At 36.6% G+C, this 16828-nt stretch carries 18 protein-coding genes; 15 read left to right on the top strand and 3 right to left on the bottom strand.

Annotated features, from left to right (window positions below; all coding sequences use genetic code 11):
- Positions 1-42 precede the first annotated feature (42 nt).
- The 4 genes from ACFSFW_RS11705 (at position 43) to ACFSFW_RS11720 (ending at position 2271) form a co-directional block, all read left to right on the top strand.
- Positions 43-819, top strand: coding sequence for a sulfite exporter TauE/SafE family protein (locus tag ACFSFW_RS11705; RefSeq protein ID WP_388038385.1), 777 nt, complete (start codon positions 43-45; stop codon positions 817-819).
- Positions 820-853: 34 nt separating this feature from the next.
- Entirely contained in the window at positions 854-1219 is a 366-nt protein-coding gene (locus ACFSFW_RS11710) for a rhodanese-like domain-containing protein (RefSeq protein WP_388038388.1), read from the top strand.
- A 35-nt stretch (positions 1220-1254) separates the two neighbouring features.
- A complete protein-coding gene (locus tag ACFSFW_RS11715) occupies positions 1255-1515 on the top strand; it encodes a metal-sensitive transcriptional regulator (RefSeq protein WP_304219580.1) in 261 nt (86 codons plus the stop codon).
- 135 nt (positions 1516-1650) lie between these two features.
- Positions 1651-2271 (top strand): YdhK family protein, encoded by a 621-nt coding sequence (locus ACFSFW_RS11720; protein WP_304219582.1) that lies wholly within the window; start codon positions 1651-1653, stop codon positions 2269-2271.
- 382 nt (positions 2272-2653) lie between these two features.
- Here ACFSFW_RS11720 and ACFSFW_RS11725 read toward each other — a convergent pair whose 3' ends face one another.
- Positions 2654-3814: a YncE family protein gene (locus ACFSFW_RS11725; protein WP_304219584.1), complete on the bottom strand. Its 1161-nt coding sequence runs from the start codon at positions 3812-3814 to the stop codon at positions 2654-2656.
- Positions 3815-4110: 296 nt separating this feature from the next.
- Between ACFSFW_RS11725 and ACFSFW_RS11730 the strand changes: the two genes are divergently transcribed.
- Positions 4111-4461 (top strand): hypothetical protein, encoded by a 351-nt coding sequence (locus ACFSFW_RS11730; RefSeq protein WP_304219586.1) that lies wholly within the window; start codon positions 4111-4113, stop codon positions 4459-4461.
- Positions 4462-4679: 218 nt separating this feature from the next.
- On the top strand, positions 4680-5345 hold the full coding sequence (locus tag ACFSFW_RS11735) for a response regulator transcription factor (RefSeq protein WP_304219670.1): 666 nt from the start codon (positions 4680-4682) through the stop codon (positions 5343-5345).
- 71 nt (positions 5346-5416) lie between these two features.
- Here the strand turns inward: ACFSFW_RS11735 and ACFSFW_RS11740 are convergent, their stop codons facing one another.
- Positions 5417-5671: a PLC family EF-hand domain-containing protein gene (locus ACFSFW_RS11740; RefSeq protein ID WP_304219588.1), complete on the bottom strand. Its 255-nt coding sequence runs from the start codon at positions 5669-5671 to the stop codon at positions 5417-5419.
- 171 nt (positions 5672-5842) lie between these two features.
- Between ACFSFW_RS11740 and ACFSFW_RS11745 the strand changes: the two genes are divergently transcribed.
- The 6 genes from ACFSFW_RS11745 (at position 5843) to argH (ending at position 13852) form a co-directional block, all read left to right on the top strand.
- Positions 5843-7222, top strand: coding sequence for a sensor histidine kinase (locus ACFSFW_RS11745; protein ID WP_304219590.1), 1380 nt, complete (start codon positions 5843-5845; stop codon positions 7220-7222).
- A 162-nt stretch (positions 7223-7384) separates the two neighbouring features.
- Positions 7385-7915 (top strand): CueP family metal-binding protein, encoded by a 531-nt coding sequence (locus ACFSFW_RS11750; RefSeq protein ID WP_388038395.1) that lies wholly within the window; start codon positions 7385-7387, stop codon positions 7913-7915.
- A gap of 300 nt (positions 7916-8215) precedes the next feature.
- Positions 8216-9412 carry a hypothetical protein gene (locus ACFSFW_RS11755; RefSeq protein WP_388038398.1) on the top strand — a complete coding sequence of 399 codons (1197 nt, stop codon included), beginning with the start codon at positions 8216-8218 and terminating at the stop codon, positions 9410-9412.
- 53 nt (positions 9413-9465) lie between these two features.
- Positions 9466-10641 carry a M20 metallopeptidase family protein gene (locus tag ACFSFW_RS11760; protein WP_388038401.1) on the top strand — a complete coding sequence of 392 codons (1176 nt, stop codon included), beginning with the start codon at positions 9466-9468 and terminating at the stop codon, positions 10639-10641.
- Positions 10642-10993: 352 nt separating this feature from the next.
- Positions 10994-12523 (top strand): Na+/H+ antiporter NhaC family protein, encoded by a 1530-nt coding sequence (locus ACFSFW_RS11765; RefSeq protein ID WP_388038403.1) that lies wholly within the window; start codon positions 10994-10996, stop codon positions 12521-12523.
- Positions 12524-13852, top strand: coding sequence for an argininosuccinate lyase (gene argH / locus ACFSFW_RS11770; RefSeq protein WP_388038405.1), 1329 nt, complete (start codon positions 12524-12526; stop codon positions 13850-13852).
- Between the two features lie 145 nt (positions 13853-13997).
- Here argH and ACFSFW_RS11775 read toward each other — a convergent pair whose 3' ends face one another.
- Positions 13998-14357 carry a Lin0512 family protein gene (locus ACFSFW_RS11775; RefSeq protein WP_388038408.1) on the bottom strand — a complete coding sequence of 120 codons (360 nt, stop codon included), beginning with the start codon at positions 14355-14357 and terminating at the stop codon, positions 13998-14000.
- A 223-nt stretch (positions 14358-14580) separates the two neighbouring features.
- Here ACFSFW_RS11775 and ACFSFW_RS11780 point away from each other — a divergent pair, with 223 nt between their 5' ends.
- The 3 genes from ACFSFW_RS11780 to ACFSFW_RS11790 are packed head-to-tail and all read left to right on the top strand — an operon-like array spanning position 14581 to position 16783.
- Positions 14581-15228 carry a helix-turn-helix transcriptional regulator gene (locus tag ACFSFW_RS11780; RefSeq protein ID WP_388038411.1) on the top strand — a complete coding sequence of 216 codons (648 nt, stop codon included), beginning with the start codon at positions 14581-14583 and terminating at the stop codon, positions 15226-15228.
- 53 nt (positions 15229-15281) lie between these two features.
- On the top strand, positions 15282-15659 hold the full coding sequence (locus ACFSFW_RS11785) for a RidA family protein (protein WP_388038414.1): 378 nt from the start codon (positions 15282-15284) through the stop codon (positions 15657-15659).
- A gap of 14 nt (positions 15660-15673) precedes the next feature.
- Positions 15674-16783, top strand: a complete 1110-nt coding sequence (locus tag ACFSFW_RS11790; protein WP_388038416.1) for a threonine synthase — start codon at positions 15674-15676, stop codon at positions 16781-16783.
- Positions 16784-16828 lie beyond the last annotated feature (45 nt).

A 16828-nucleotide genomic window follows, 5' to 3' on the forward strand; every position in this document is an offset into this window, starting at 1 on the left:
AACCATTAGTGGGTTCCCTTTTCTATAGAGAGGGGAAATACGATGGATTTTGCATTTATTATTACAATCTTTTTAATTGGCTTTATTGGTTCATATATATCAGGAATGTTGGGAATCGGCGGATCTATCATTAAATATCCAATGCTATTATATATTCCACCTTTATTTGGTTTAGCAGCTTTTAGTGCCCATGAGGTGTCAGGTATCAGTGCTGTTCAAGTGTTTTTTGCGACCATCGGTGGTGTCTGGGCTTATCGTAAGGGCGGTTATTTAAATAAAACACTTATTCTCTATATGGGGATTAGTATTTTAGTCGGTAGTTTTGTTGGGGGATTTGGATCTAAGTTTATGTCAGAGGGCGGTATTAACGTTGTCTATGGTGTGTTAGCGTTAATTGCTGCGATCATGATGTTTATTCCGAAAAAGAATGTGGACGATGTTCCGTTTAATCAAGTGACGTTTAATAAGTGGCTAGCTGCTGCGCTTGCCTTTATCGTTGGGTTAGGTGCTGGAATAGTTGGAGCAGCCGGCGCATTTTTACTTGTACCGATCATGCTCGTTGTCTTAAAAATTCCAACCCGAATGACAATCGCCTCTTCACTTGCGATTACTTTTATTTCATCAATTGGTTCGACTGTAGGTAAAATCACGACAGGACAAATAGAATATGTCCCAGCAGTAATTATGATCGTGGCAAGTTTAATTGCCTCTCCACTTGGTGCAATTGCAGGGAAGAAGATGAATACAAAGGTGTTACAAATTATCCTTGCCATCTTAATCGCTGCAACTGCAGTGAAGATTTGGATGGATATTTTATAGAAAGTGATTCCAACTTTTTAGGAAGGAGGTTTGTATGCATTTGATTTTATTTAGTCTTTTGCTACTATTTATAGTATGGGAACTATACAAAAGGTACTTTCCTATAATCGGAATACACTGCGAAGATGTGTTAAAAGTTGATTTAACGAATATTGAGGTTATAGATGTAAGAGACTATAATATTTCATACAAAGATGTAATCGAGAATTCTATTAATATTCCTGTCGCCTATTTGGCAAGGTATTGTTATGAAATACCTGATAAAAAGGTTTATGTTGTGGCATCAACAAGACTTGAGAAAAATGTTGCCATACGAATTTTAAGACGAAAAGGATTTCGAGTAAGTGGATATTCAATAATCGGTTCTCGTAAATTTTGCTGTAAATATGCGGTCACATAACGTTACATTAAACCTGGAAGAGAGGGGGTCTTTTCATGGAATATGATGAAAAGATAAAAAATCGAATTAAACGTATCGAAGGGCAATTACGCGGCATTCTACGTATGATGGAAGAAGAAAAAGATTGTAAGGATGTAATAACTCAGTTGTCTGCATCAAGGACTGCAATCGATCGTACAATTGGTGTAATTGTAAGCTCAAACCTCGTTTCATGTGTACGAAATGCAGATGAAAAAGGGGAAAATACAGAGGAATTAGTTAAAGAAGCAGTGGAACTGCTTGTTAGAAGTAGATAAAAGACCTGGATGGGTCTTTTTTTTGTGGAATTTAGTATAAAAATACTAAATTAGTCCTATGATGATTGCATAAAATCTGCACATTTTATTGATAATTTAATATGGACGTTAAATAAGTTTGAAAGGATGGTAATGATGAAAAATAAAAAAAGATTGTTAGGATTAGCTACATTATTGTTGGTTTTCCTTTTAGCAGCATGTACAGGTAATGAAGCAACCACACCAAATGAAAACACAGATACAGAATCTGACACTCATGAAAATATGGATATGGGCGAAGAAGAATCTGATTCTAATGGAGAAATGGATCATTCAGACATGAATCACTCAAGCTCTGGTGAAGTTCCAGAAGGTTTGGCGGAGGCAGAAAATCCTACCTATCCAGTTGGTAGTAAAGTGATCATGCATGCAGATCATATGCCAGGGATGAATGGTGCAGAAGCAACAGTTTCAGGAGCCTTTAACACAACAGTCTATTCGGTTACATATACTCCAACAAATGGTGGCGAACCAGTAAAAAATCATAAATGGGTGGTTCATGAAGAAATTGAAAATGCAGGTGAAGAACCGTATAAACCAGGTGATGAAGTTGTATTAACTGCGGACCATATGGAAGGTATGAAAGGTGCTAAGGCAACGATTGATACCGCTAAACAAACAACTGTTTATATGGTGAATTTCACAGATACAAAAACAGGAGAAAAGATAAAAAATCATAAGTGGGTAATAGAAGATGAGCTTTCACCTGTTGAATAATGAACATTAAAATTTAGTTTTTTATATTGAAGAGATTGGCGATGAACCAATCTCTTTTTTGTAGAAAAATAGGGGTTTTCAGTCGTCTATTTTTGGATGAAGTCCCGAACACGGTAGGAGTCCGTCCGTAAAGTCCTTCATAGGGCGGATGAAGTCCCTAACGAGCGGAGCCCAAGCTCGTAAAGTCCTTCATCGAGTGTATGAAGTCCCGAAAGAGCTGAGCGCAAGCCTGTAGAGTTCTTCATCGGGTGAATGAAGTCCCGAACGAGCGGAGCCCGAGTCGGTAAAGTCTTTCATCGGTTGGATGAAGTCCCGAACACGCTAGGATTCGGGCCGTAGAGTCCTTCATCAGATAGATGAAGTCTTAAACAAAGTAATTTTCTTACGGCATAACACTAATTCCGTTTGGAGTTTTGTCAACGCCAACTGTTGCGATAACTTCGTTTTTCTCATTATGTATAACACTTATCGTATGATCAAACATATTTGTAACGTAAACAAACTTGTTATCTGAACTTGTAACAACACCATGAGAGCCTTTTCCTGTTTTGATAGTAGCTACTATTTTATTGTTTGTTAAGTCAATTTTGGTCACTGTATCGGAAGGGGTGTCTTCTGTTCCCTGATTTGCAACAAACACATATTGATTGTCTGCTTGAATATATACCTGCGCAGGTCCATTCCCAACATCGACTTTTTCGACTTCACCTGTTTCAACATCAACGATTGCTACTTTGTTTTCCGCATTTAGGGAAGCTACTAATGTCTTGCCATCAGCTGAAATACCTGTTGTAACGGGTGCCTGGCCAACCTCAATTTTTCTAACCTCTTTAAACGTTTGTAAATTCACTACACTAACTGTGTTCTCGCTCATATTCGCAATATAAGCAAACTGATCATCAGAAGAAATTCTAAATCCATGCGGACCTTTACCGGTTTGGATTGTATTTGTTAGTTCAAAGTTTTGGGTATCAATGACTGAGACATTATTATCTTCGTTGTTTGTCACAAGCGCCGATTTACCATCTGAAGTAAAGACGATATGTGCAGGGTGGTTCCCAACTTGGACCTGTTTAAGTAATTCACCTGATTCAATGTTATAGAACATCGCGTAACCCCTCATATCCATTGAATCCATATTTGAATGGTCGCTGTTTGATTCATGACTAGAATGCTCATCAGATTGGTCATTTGTACCATGACTAGTATGGTCTTCGGAGGTATTATCGGAATCCTCTTGGTGACCCATACCGAGTACTACTGTTGCGCCAAGTACTTTACCATTAGGTGAAACTTGAACATTATGGACGGCTCCATCCACCTTAATGGTATCTACGACTTCATTTGTAGATGAATCAATTTTTGATATACTTCCCCCCTCATTAGCTGTGAATATAAATGTTGTGTTTTCCTTGCTTACCTCGGTGTTCGCGGTCGAAGTTTTTTGATTTTGCTCAGTACTCTCCTGTTTAGCACCACACCCCACAAGGACTATGCTTAATACAAATATAGTTGTTAATAAATAAACTACATGTTTCTTCATTTGAAAGCCTCCTAGAAAAGATTTAACACAATCATCTTAAGAGGAATTAATAGTTGGAAGATGTGATGTATTTCACTTTTTACAAAAAAGATGAATAAACAGAACAGTTATGTGAAAATCCACAAATTCTGCAAATTTTTCATTTATACTTTTCAGTTATTATAAAGATAAGAGCATTTGAAAACAGGCACTTTAGATGGTGGTAAGGGTAGTATCATTAACCAATCTAGAGTAATATAATAAATTTAATAGAGCTTTATAAGGCGGGTTTAAGTATGTAAAGCGGGGTGATTAATGTGTGTGTATCAAATAACTTTGTTGAGTTACAAGCTAATGAATTTTGTGAAAAGATAGGGGAGCATTCACTATATAAATTTATAGGTGTTAATCGCTCGGAAATTAATTATAACCAGAAAGATGGGAACGAATCAGGTTTTATAAAATCGGTAATTCTACAAGACAATGATGGCACCGTTTATTATGTAGAACCTAATTCCAATGGGGTGAAGTTTGCAAAACAGGAGATAACTTATGCGGAATATAAAAGATTACAGAGGAAAGAGACGATAAATGCCTTTTCTGGTTTCTTTTTGATTGGAGGATCTTTTAGCGCTATAATGATCGCTTTCGTGAGTTATTTTAGTTAAATGCCTTAATAATTGATTTTGTTAATTTTGCTTTTAATTTACAATTAAGGGACTGTCCAAGTCATTGAAAAATGAATGTAAGGACAGTCTTTTTGTCATTTCGATCTTTGCTCTGCACAATTTCTGCAAAAATATATTTTAAAATAAATTAAGAAGTGTGGACAATAATTGTTGAGAATGGAACTTTAATCATGCAATTAACAAAGGAAGCGATTTATATGCCGAAAATCTTATTAATAGATGATGAGTTACGAATGTTGCAATTACTTACCTTATATATAGAGCACCATGGCTTTACATGTATTGCAGTGAATTCTGGCGAAGAGGGGATTAAGTATTTAGAAAATAACCATGTTGATTTAATCTTATTGGATATCATGATGCCCAATTTAAACGGTTGGGAGACGGCGACAGAGATCAGAAAATTTTCAAATGTACCTATTATCATGCTTACAGCTAGAGATACAAGTACGGACATGGTCAGAGGGTTAAATATAGGAGCAGATGATTATATTACCAAACCTTTTGATGAAAATGTATTAATTGCTCGCATTCAAGCTATTTTAAGAAGAACGAAACAATCTCAAAAAATTGAAATGTATGGGTTGATTTGGGATGACAATAATCACGCAATGTACTTTAATAAAGAAAGTATCATTCTAACTCCAAAAGAATTCGAGATGGTTGGTCTGTTAATGAAAAACAAGAATATTGTTTTTAGTCGTGAGAAACTATTAGAAACAGTATGGGGGTATGATGCGAATATTGAGGATCGAACGGTAGACTCACACGTTAGAAATATACGTGATAAATTTAGAAAAGCAGGTTTTCCGATTGAAGATCATTTAAAAACTGTTTGGGGAATTGGATATAAATGGGAATGAGGTGCACATCTAACTAAAATTGTTTTGCCCCCTAAAGCTGCGTCTAGGGGGCTCTCTTAAGATGAGTATAGTTATAAGCTATTATTCTTCATATCTAGATTATGCATTTCATTAAAATTTGTATTTTTCATCGAGCCGTTTTCTCCATGACAAGAATCAAACATATCTTTTAATTGCTGTTCAGAAAAATCGGGGTGCATTTTTTCCATGAGGGGTTTCATCTTTTCAAAAGGAAGGAAACCTTCACCATCTCCTTGTGCAAATACAGCGGTACCTGTACCGATTACTAATGCAGCTGTGAAAATGCTAATTGCCCATTTTTTCATATCTACCAACTCCTTATCTTTTATGGCTTTAGAATACATCTAAACATTGCAGAATCTATGCAGAATTTATGAATAGTTGGTGAAGGGCAGAATTGGATTTTAAACGAAGTGGTATGATGTTTATGATTTATTTACGTTTTTTTGAAGGCTAAAAATATAAGGAGAAAATGAATGAATAAAATATCGCTTAAACTTGGTCTACTGTTTTTCTCATTCATCTTAATTCTTGAAATCATTTTGTTTTCTTTTTTATATACTGGACTAGTCAATTCTCGTATTGACGAAGAACTTGCGGAATTAAAAGCAAGAGGGGAAAGTCACCGCCATGTATTAGAAAAAAGCTTTGATGATACGACAATTGAGCATGTTGCTTTAATGGAAACTGAAGCAGATACGGATGTCGTCATCATGACTCATAATGGTAAGGTACTTGCTAAGTCAAATGAGCTAACAACACCGATGAAACAGCTGATGGAGAGGGAAAGGGGACCCGTGCCATTCGAGGGGATGATTGTCGAAAAACGGTGGGAAACAGAGTCTTATATATCCACTGTTAGTCCCATTATGATTGGTAATCAATTGATCGGCCATGTGTATATGTTTAAGAGCACACATTCGATACAAATGATGGTTTCTAAATTAAAGCAACATTTTATACTGGTAGGAAGTCTTACAATTCTCTTAACGGTTGTGACAGTCTTTTTGCTTTCTAAAGTAATAACACTTCCTTTAATTAGAATGAAACAGGCCACAAAAGCGCTAAGTAGAGGGGATTTTACGGTTTCAGTTAGACATCAAAGCAATGATGAATTAGGTGAGCTTGCACGAAGTATTCAAATGTTAGCAAATGATTTAAACCATTTAAAACAGGAGAGAAGTGAGTTCCTGGCAAGTATTTCACACGAATTAAGAACCCCTCTAACCTATGTAAAAGGATATGCAGATATTGCGCGAAGAGATGGTATTAGTGAAGAAGAACGCAATAAATATTTACAAATAATCTGCGAGGAAGCCGAACATATTTCAGGTTTGGTCAAAGACTTATTTGATTTAGCTAAAATTGACCAGCATACCTTTGTTATTGAAAAGGAAAGGGTTAATCTTTGCGAATTCACAAATAAAATTGTGAAGAAAGTTCATCCAGCGTTTAAGAAAAAAGGAATTCAGTTGAGTCATTCCTGTCCGAATGGCTTATTCGCCAATATAGACAGACCTAGATTAGAACAAGTAGTTATAAACCTATTAGATAACTCATTAAAATATTCAAACAGGAATAGTAGAGTTACATTAGAAGTTGAACAAAACCAGACTAAGAATAAAATAGTGTTATCTGTTATCGATGAAGGAATAGGCATTCCAAAAGAGGAAATCCCATTTATATTTAACCGTTTGTACCGAGTTGAGAAGTCAAGATCACGCGAAAGTGGTGGTTCAGGTCTAGGTTTATCAATTGTGAAAGAAATTGTAGAAGCTCATGGTGGTCATATAAATATGCATAGTGAACTAGGAAAAGGTACTAAGGTAACGATTGAATTGGAAGATAATCTATAAATGTAGAAAAGAGAAATGGTTTTAAAAAACTAAAAATATCTAGCGCCAAAAACTGTTTTCTGCACACTTTCTTCATAATTATTAGTTACTATTATCAAGGATATAGTATTTGATGATGACAAATATGATTCTTACCTGCATTTTAAAAGGAGTTGTAACTTGATGAAAAAAGGATTACTTGGATTAACTGGATTACTGCTAATCCTCCTATTAGCAGCTTGTAACAATAGTTCATCGAATGAAAAGGAAGTAAATGAAGTAAAAGATATTAAAGAAATGATACACGATTATAGTGTTGGTAGTTTTGAAGATGTGTCTGCTTCGATTACCTCGCACGAACTTATTGTTACGGATAGTAATAAAGAAGAAACCTCTTATGAACTTCCTGAGGAAGAATTTTTTGTTTCGATTGCCCCATTTATTGAAACAACACACGAATGTGCCATTCACAGTTTAACAGGTTGTCAAGGAGAATTAGTTGAAAAGGAATTTGATGTCTACATTCAAGATGAGGCTGGTGACGTGGTTGTTGATGAAACCATGACATCGTTCGCAAATGGTTTTATCGATCTATGGTTACCGCGGGATAAAACATATACAGTAAAAATCGGATATGACGGAAAAACAGTAGAATCAGAACTTTCCACATTTGAAGGCGACAATACTTGTGTCACAACAATGCAGCTAATGTAGATCTCGGTAAAATGTAATGAGCCTTTTAATGATATTTTATAAAAGATAACAGGGTTGTTCCGAAGGTCAGTGCCATGACTTTTAGAACAGCCCTATTTTTATCTAAGATGTATGATAGGATTTGTAAAAAATATATTAAAATAACAAATATGCCCAGTAAATACAAATTATAAAAGAAATGTAAGTTGATAATCTCTTGATATTGCAACTATTTTCAAAAAAATCTTTCTTTTCGTGAGTTAAGATGTTATTATATTTAAAAAATAATAACAATTAACACAAAAAGGGGTTGAACATATAATGTCTCAAATGCTAGCTTTCGTTCTTTTACTTATCATACTTTTTATCGGAGACTTTATTTCTATAAAAACAAAAGCATGGATACCATCCGTGTTTGTGTGTGCGGTCCTATTTTTAATAGGGTATTGGACTTTTTTTCCGCAAGATATTGTTGCATTAGCAGGTATTCCATCTGTTGTTGCTACGATGTTGATGTATCTATTAATTGTAAATATGGGTACATTATTATCACTTAAAGAATTAATGGCACAGTGGAAAACAATTTTAATAGCTTTATCTGGTATTCTAGGTATTATTGCGATACTTTTCGGAGTTGGAACACTCATTTTTGGAGTGCAAACAGTCATAGTAGCCATTCCACCATTAGTTGGAGGCCTAGTTTCAGCATTAATCATGTCAGAAGGGGCAGCAAATGCAGGACTTACAAGCTTATCTGTTTTTGCGATTGTGATCTATGTAATGCAAGGTTTTGCAGGATACCCGATAACATCAATCGTTTTGAAAAAGGAAGGTAAGAAACTATTACAACAATATCGCAATGGTCAGCTTTCGAAAGTGGAAGAAGTAAAAGCGGAAGTTGCGGCAACATCTGAAACTGTTCCAAAGGTTAAGTGGATTGATAAAATTCCAGAAAGATATAATACAGAATATTTCAAGTTTTTAAGATTAGCAGTAGTTGGTTACCTTGCTTACTTAGCTTCAACTTTATTAGCACCGGTTGTGAATGTTAATGCGCTTGTTCTTTGCTTACTCTTTGGGGTTATCGGAAAGAGTGTTGGTTTCCTTGAAACACATTCCTTACAAAAGGCAAATGGATTTGGTTTAGCGATTATGGGGTTAATGCTTTTCATTTTTGATGGATTAAAGCATGCAACTCCTAACATGATGCTTGAGATTTTAACACCGCTTATCGGGTGTATTGTATTAGGGGTAATCGGGATGTATATCTTTTCATTCATTGCAGGTAAGTTGCTAAAAGTCAGCAAACACATGGCATTTGCAGTATCACTAACAGCCCTATACGGATTCCCGGCTGATTATATTATTACAAATGAAGTTATTAATTCATTGACAAAGGATGAAGAAGAAAGAGAAGTATTAACAAGTCATATGTTACCGCCAATGCTAGTGGGTGGATTTATCACAGTTACGATTGTTTCTGTTATTCTAGCTGGAACTTTTGTATCATTCTTATAAAATTAAAAAAACTTTTTAACGCACAACGAATGATTTAAATGGAGTTGAACCTCATGGTAAATGAAATAATAAAACAAGCAATCGCGGACTATAGTGAAGAATTGACAGCTATTCGTCGAAAATTGCATAGTGAGCCTGAATTGTCTTGGGAAGAGTACAATACATCGGCATTCGTAGTGCAATATCTTGATGAGTTAGGAATCGAGAATCATAAAACAAATCCGACAGGTGTGATCGGAGAAATAAAGGGCAGCAAGCCGGGAAAAACTGTCGCATTGAGAGCGGATATGGACGCTTTATCCGTTGAAGAATTAAATTTGGATTTGCCATATGCCTCTAAAACGCAAGGCAAAATGCATGCATGTGGCCATGATTCTCATACTGCAATGCTTCTCATTGCTGCGAAGGCATTGAATGACATGAAAGAGGAACTACATGGTAATGTCCGCTTGATTTTTCAACCGGCTGAAGAAGTGGCAACAGGAGCTTTAGAAATGGTGAAACAAGGAGCGGTTGAGGGAGTCGATAATGTATTTGGAATGCATATTTGGTCACAAATGCCAACCAATAAAGTGTCCTGCAATCCTGGGCCTTCGTTCGCATCAGCAGATATTTTTACGGTGAAATTCAAGGGAAGAGGGGGACATGGGGCAATTCCGCAGGATTGCATCGATGCCGCAATTGTTGCCTCATCCTTTGTGATGAATGTTCAATCTGTTGTTTCAAGAACGATCGACCCTCAAAAGCCAGCTGTATTAACGGTTGGAAAAATGACAGTGGGAACGCGCTTTAATGTGATTGCTGAGAATGCGGTTATTGAAGGAACCGTTCGCTGTTTTGATCCTGAAATCCGTGATCATATTGAAAAGCAGCTTCGTGTATATGCAGAACAGGTTGCGTCAATTTACGGGGCAAGCGCTGAAGTAGACTATATTCGTGGCACACAAGCGGTCATTAACGGTGAGGAAAGTGCAAAGCTCGTACAACAAGTAGCCACTGAGGCATTTGGTGAAGAAGTCCTTTATGATGAAAAACCAACAATGGGCGGGGAAGACTTCAGTTTCTACCTTGATGAAGTACCAGGTTGCTTTGCTTTAGTTGGATCAGGAAATCCCGAAAAAGACACCGGGTGGGCACACCACCACGGCAAATTCAACATCGACGAAGATGCCATGGTCACTGGGGCAGAACTATACGCCCAATACGCGTGGGCATACCTAAACAAATAGTAGGAGGGAACTCCCAGTTGGATCAATCATGTGAATCCATGCTGATTATACATCACGCTAGAAAACGAAGAGGTAATCTCTTCGTTTTTTTGTTGAGTAAAATTTGATTGCGAGAATAATAACCTTTTAATTAAGTTGGTGATTGACCCGATTTAACAGTGTCAGAAGGCCACGTCAATCTCTTTTTTTATAAATATAATAGCGAAATGTATATTTATAAAAATTATATTTAAATAGTTTATTGCATTTCATAGAATTGTTCTTTATAATCAAGTACTAGGATAAATTCTAAAAATTTATCCTTTTATATTTATGCAATGTAATAGCTTATTTATTAGAAGGAGAAATGTTTATGGAACACTTGGGCTGGATATCAATACTCCCACCTATTATTGCAATCATTCTTGCGGTTATAACTAGAAATGTAGTAGTGTCACTGTTCTTTGGTGCTTTTATCGGAGTGCTCATTCTTGTCGGAGGAAATCCTCTTGTGGCAACAACAGAGACAATAGGGAATTACTTTTTCCCACTTGCAGCAGATGGCTACAATGCAGCTATTATCGTATTATTATTTTTTATTGGCGGATTTGTAGGACTTATGGAAAAGTCCGGTGGTGGAGCTGCACTTGCAGCAAATACGATTAAATTTATTAATACTAAGGCTAAAGCGCAGATTTCTGCTTGGTTCGGAGGAATTATCATTTTCTTCTCTGATTTGGGTACACCGCTAATTGTTGGCCCTGTATTTGAAAAAATCTTTGATAAGGCGAAAATTTCAAGAGAAAAGCTCGCTTGGATTATTGATTCAACTTCCTCACCTGTTGCAGTATTAATTCCTTTTATCGGATGGGGCGTATACATTATGGGTCTTATTCAAAAGGAATATGAGGCCTTAAATATTACGACATCTGAATTTTCTACTCTGGTTCAGGTAATTCCTTTTCAGTTTTATGCGATATTAGCTGTTGTAATGGTCCCTCTAGTCGCTCTTACAAAATTAGATTTTGGGCCAATGGCAAAAGCTGAGCACAGAGTTCAAACTACTGGTGAACTATACTGGCCAACATCAAAACCATTAAGAAGAGTAGAGAATAGTGAAGAAGGAACAGAACACCGACATGCTATATTGGTTTGGTTGCCTCTTTTAGTATTATTTGTTACTCTTTTTGGTTTATTGATTTCGTATGGTTTCCCATTTGAACCAGTACCAGGAAATGATTTTAGAGTTTCCTTAAGTACAGCATATTTGTTTGCCGCAATTACAATTATCATTTTAATGCTTGTATATAAATTGAAAAAATTTAGTGATATTTTTACTATCTACACAACTGGGATGCAAAAAATGGTTTATGTTGCTGTTACACTAATCCTGGCTTGGTCACTTGGAAAAGTGATGAAGGAAATGGGTACTGCAAACTTTATTGTGGAAGCAATGAATGGAAATGTGCCTGCATTCATTATTCCAGCTCTATTATTCTTAGTCGGCGTGTTAATGTCTTTAGCTTCAGGATCTTCATGGGGAACTTATGCTATCATGCTACCAATCGCTATTCCTATGGCCGTTACATTAGATGCGCATTTATTAGTTTGTATCGGGGCTGTTCTTTCGGGTGGAATAATGGGGGATCATAGCTCACCAATTTCTGATACGACCATTCTTTCGTCTACAGGAGCGGGTGCTGACCATATTGACCACGTGAAAACACAATTACCTTATGCACTCCTTAATGCATCAATTGCCTTTATTGGGTATATTGTTGCCGGTATTACAGGCAGTGTTTTAACTTTACTATTGATCTTAGTCTTACTCATAATAACTATTTTTCTATTATCTAAGAATCACAAAAGGAAGTACGGTGCAAGTGAAGGAGTTGGAATATAAGTGAAATTATGGGGCGGACGCTTTACTAAGCGAGGGGATCAAATAATGGAGAAGTTTAATACTTCTCTACCAGTTGATCACAGACTATACTATCAGGACATAACAGGAAGCATAGCCCATGTAAGAATGCTGGTAGAATGTAAATTGCTTTCAGATGCTGAAGGTATTTTGCTAATAGAGGGTCTTCAAACAATTTTGGAAGATATCGAGGCTGGGACTCTAAAAGTAGAAGGTAATTATGAAGATATACACTCCTTTGTAGAAATGAATTTAACTGAAAGAATTGGTGAAGTTGGTAAAAAGCTGCATACGGCTAGAAGTAGAAATGACCAAGTAGCAGTTGACATGAGACTTTACGCTAAACAAAAAGCAAACGAAGTAATGGCTTCCCTTGGGCAACTAATAGAATCACTAAATAACAAAGCTAGTCAAAACAATGTCATCATGCCTGGATATACCCATTTGCAGCGTGCTCAGGTTGTCACATTTAGTCATCACCTTGGTGCTTACGTACAGATGTTTAATCGTGATAAAAAAAGAATCAGCAATGCGATTGAGATTATGGATGAAAATCCGTTAGGTTGCGGTGCGCTTGCGGGAACTACCCATAATATTAATCGGCAGATAACGACTGAGCTATTAGGTTTTTCTAAGCCCGTAGATAATTTTTTAGATGGCGTAAGCGACCGTGATTATTTGCTAGAACTCATGTCGAGCTTCTCTATTACAATGATGCACTTAAGCAGATTAAGTGAGGAGCTTATACTCTGGAGTAGCCAAGAGTTCCGATTTATTGAAATGGATGATGCGTATTCAACGGGTAGCAGTATTATGCCACAGAAGAAAAATCCTGACGCTGCAGAACTTATTAGAGGAAAGACAGGAAGAGTTTATGGCTCCTTAGTATCGTTATTGACAACTCTAAAAGGTTTGCCACTCACCTATAATAAAGATATGCAAGAAGATAAAGAACAATTTTTCGATGCCCTTGATACTGTAATGGACTGTCTCGAAATTATGTCGAAAATGATTGATACGCTTCATGTGAAAGAAGATAACATGAAGGCGGCAATAAAAGCTGGCTTCTTAAATGCTACTGAGGTGGCAGACTATTTAGTCAGCAAAGGAATCGCATTTAGGGATGCCCACGAAATCGTTGGGAAAATCATTATCTATTGTGAACAGAACAAAAAAGGCATTGAAGATTTATCGGTAGATGAATTGGTAGAATTCAGTAACATAATTTCAAATGATATTTATGAATATATCGATTATGAGAATATCTTAAATAAAGGAAATAAAAAACTAATAAAGCAAGTAACACAATAAATAACTTCTAGGGATCAATCGTGCGATTGGTCCTTTTTTGTGCGAAATGAGTCACCGTTGATTTTCTTGTTCTGGGTCACGGGGACAGGTCCCTTGTCCCACTTTTTTTGGGAGGTTGGGACAGTGGACCTGTCCCTCTGTCCCATTAGTACCCAACTTCAACTGAAGCAACTACTATGTACATTAAATCGTTTTGATCGTCTTTTTCCTCAATGACGATGCCGCTTGTTGTTAACATTCCACCGTCCATAACTTCCACTGACACTTTTCCAAACGGTATACTCTCTTTAATCGCATTGATATCCAGCGCCTCTTTATCACAAGGGACCGCTAGCTTTACGTTCACGACCATATTGTCTAAACTATTGCCTGGTAGTACAGATCGAATTCCAGGCATTGAATTAAAATGAATCGCATTTTTTACAGCTCGAACGGCTGCCTTCGTAATGTTCTGGCCATGAACATCAATTCCCATTCCTGTTTCAATAAACATTAATTGCTCCATTAAATACACACCTCTTTTATTATGTATGGTACAAGGGTCTCGAGTCCCACCAACTTTTGATGGTGGGACACGGGACCTGTCCCTCTGTCCCATTATACACTTCTTGTGATTTGTATAAAAAATAAGCGTTTAATCTCATTTTCTTGATATATAAAAAGTTCTTGATTTCATATAAAATTTTATATATATTTTAGTTGAATAGACTAAGGAAAGGAATTTATTTATGAATTCTATACTTGAACAGTACATGCCGGTGGCAGAGGTGATTGCTAAAACATTTGGCAATGATTGCGAAGTTGTACTGCATGATTTAACTGTGCCTCAAAGCTCAGTTGTGTACACAGTTAACAACCATGTAACCGGAAGGAATGTAGGACAAAGTTTTAATCATCTCATTACAGAAGTGTTATTATCCCAAAATTTTACGAATGATTATTCAGCAAATTATTATTTTCATACTGATGATGGTAGATTAATCAAATCTTCTACCCTGTTAATTAGAGATCAGGTTAAAAAGGTAATTGGCGCACTTTGCATTAACATTGATACGACACGAATTACTGAAAATATAAACTATCTAAGCAGCTTGATTCCTCAACATCCGGACCAGCCTTCGAACCTAAATCATCAGCAGAAAAAAATGCATGAAACAGAGCATATTCAGGAGATAGCCAATGATTTGATCGATAAAATTATTGGCAACAAACCAGTTGAACAGCTTAGACGTGATGAAAAGGTTGAGATGGTTCGATTTATGGAACAAAAAGGGATCTTCTTAATTCGTGGAACAATCGATAGAGTGGCAGAGAAGTTGAATATCTCAAAAGTCACGGTATACAGCTATATTGAAGAAATTAAAGATAAAAAGTAAACAAAGAAACATCCACATATTATAAAATTTTATCCAAAAGGAGGCTTTTTAGTATGAAATTTATCACCATTAACGGTGCAAAGCCAAACCAAGGTCATTATTCCGCTGCAACACAAAAGGGTAATTTACTCTTCATATCAGGGCAACTCCCGGTTGATCCTTTTACAGGAGAGGGAACTAGCGGTGATATTGCGGCCGAAACCAAACAAGTATTAACCAACTTAGACCATGTTTTAGAAGCAGCAGGTGCAAAAAAAGAGGACATTATGAAGGTTACGATTTATATTTCAGATATTTCACTATGGGATACCGTTAATTCATTATACAAACAGTATTTTGGTGATCATAAGCCTGCAAGGGCTGTTGTTCCTACTAATCAACTACATTATGGATATTCGATAGAACTTGAAGCAATAGCCTATATTGATTAAGAAAAGGAAGAGTGATGATGAACTATATCTGTTTTGAATGTCATTCAACATATCCGTTGGAAAGTAATATATGGAAATGTAATTGTGGTGGATTACTAAACCTTGAATTTGAGAAAAAGGCAGTAGATTTTACTGAAACCTCTTCATCCAGAAATCATTCTCTTTGGAAATATATCGATGCACTTCCATTTGAACAGGAGGATGTATGGCAGGAGATTACGTTAGGGGAAGGAGGTACTCCACTTATTAAAATTGATGATAATGTCTACGCCAAAGCTGATTACTATATGCCTACTTTGTCTTTTAAAGATCGTGGGGCTGTACTGCTCATTGCCATGGCGAAAAAACTCGGCGTTGAGAGAGTCGTTGCAGATAGTAGTGGTAATGCTGGAACAGCCATTGCGGCCTTTGGAGCAAGGGCAGGGATCCAATGTGATATTTTCGTTCCGGAATCAACCTCTATTAAAAAAATAGCCCAGATTGAAGCACATGGCGCGGTTATTCATAAGGTTCCTGGAAATAGGGAAGATACTGCAACCGCTGCGATATCGATGGTTGAAACCACAGGAGCATTCTATGCAAGTCATATTTACAACCCGATTTTTTGGGAAGGTACGAAAACGTATGTGTATGAAGTATTTGAGCAAATGAATAACAAAATGCCTGAAGCATTCATTATTCCAGTAGGAAATGGAACATTGCTTATGGGAGCATATATTGCCTTTCAAGAGCTATTGGCAAATGGGCAAATCGAGAAAATGCCAAAACTTCTTGCTGTACAGGCAGAAGTTTGTGCACCACTTATGAAGGCCTTTGTAGAAGGTAAAAACACGGTGGAACCTGTTGAACATTCAGGAACCTTGGCAGAGGGCATTGCCATTGCAGCACCGGCAAGAGGAACAGAAATTTTACAGGCTGTGAGAGAAACTGGTGGAGATATAATCGGCGTGTCTGAGGAAAGTATAGTAAAGGCAAGAAAGCAGCTTGCATTAAAAGGAATTTATGTTGAAATCACTTCAGCAGCCAATTATGCCGGATATTTACAATATGTAGAGAAATACCCAGAATTAAAAGACCAACAACTAGTCTTTCCTTTATGTGGAGCGGGTCTAAAAAGTAACTAGAAGATTGCCTATTTTAACTTTATTCAGCAGAAGTCCCCTACTTCT

Origin of the sequence: Ferdinandcohnia salidurans (genome assembly GCF_042680725.1) — a bacterium.
Taxonomy (GTDB): domain Bacteria; phylum Bacillota; class Bacilli; order Bacillales; family Bacillaceae_L; genus Ferdinandcohnia; species Ferdinandcohnia salidurans.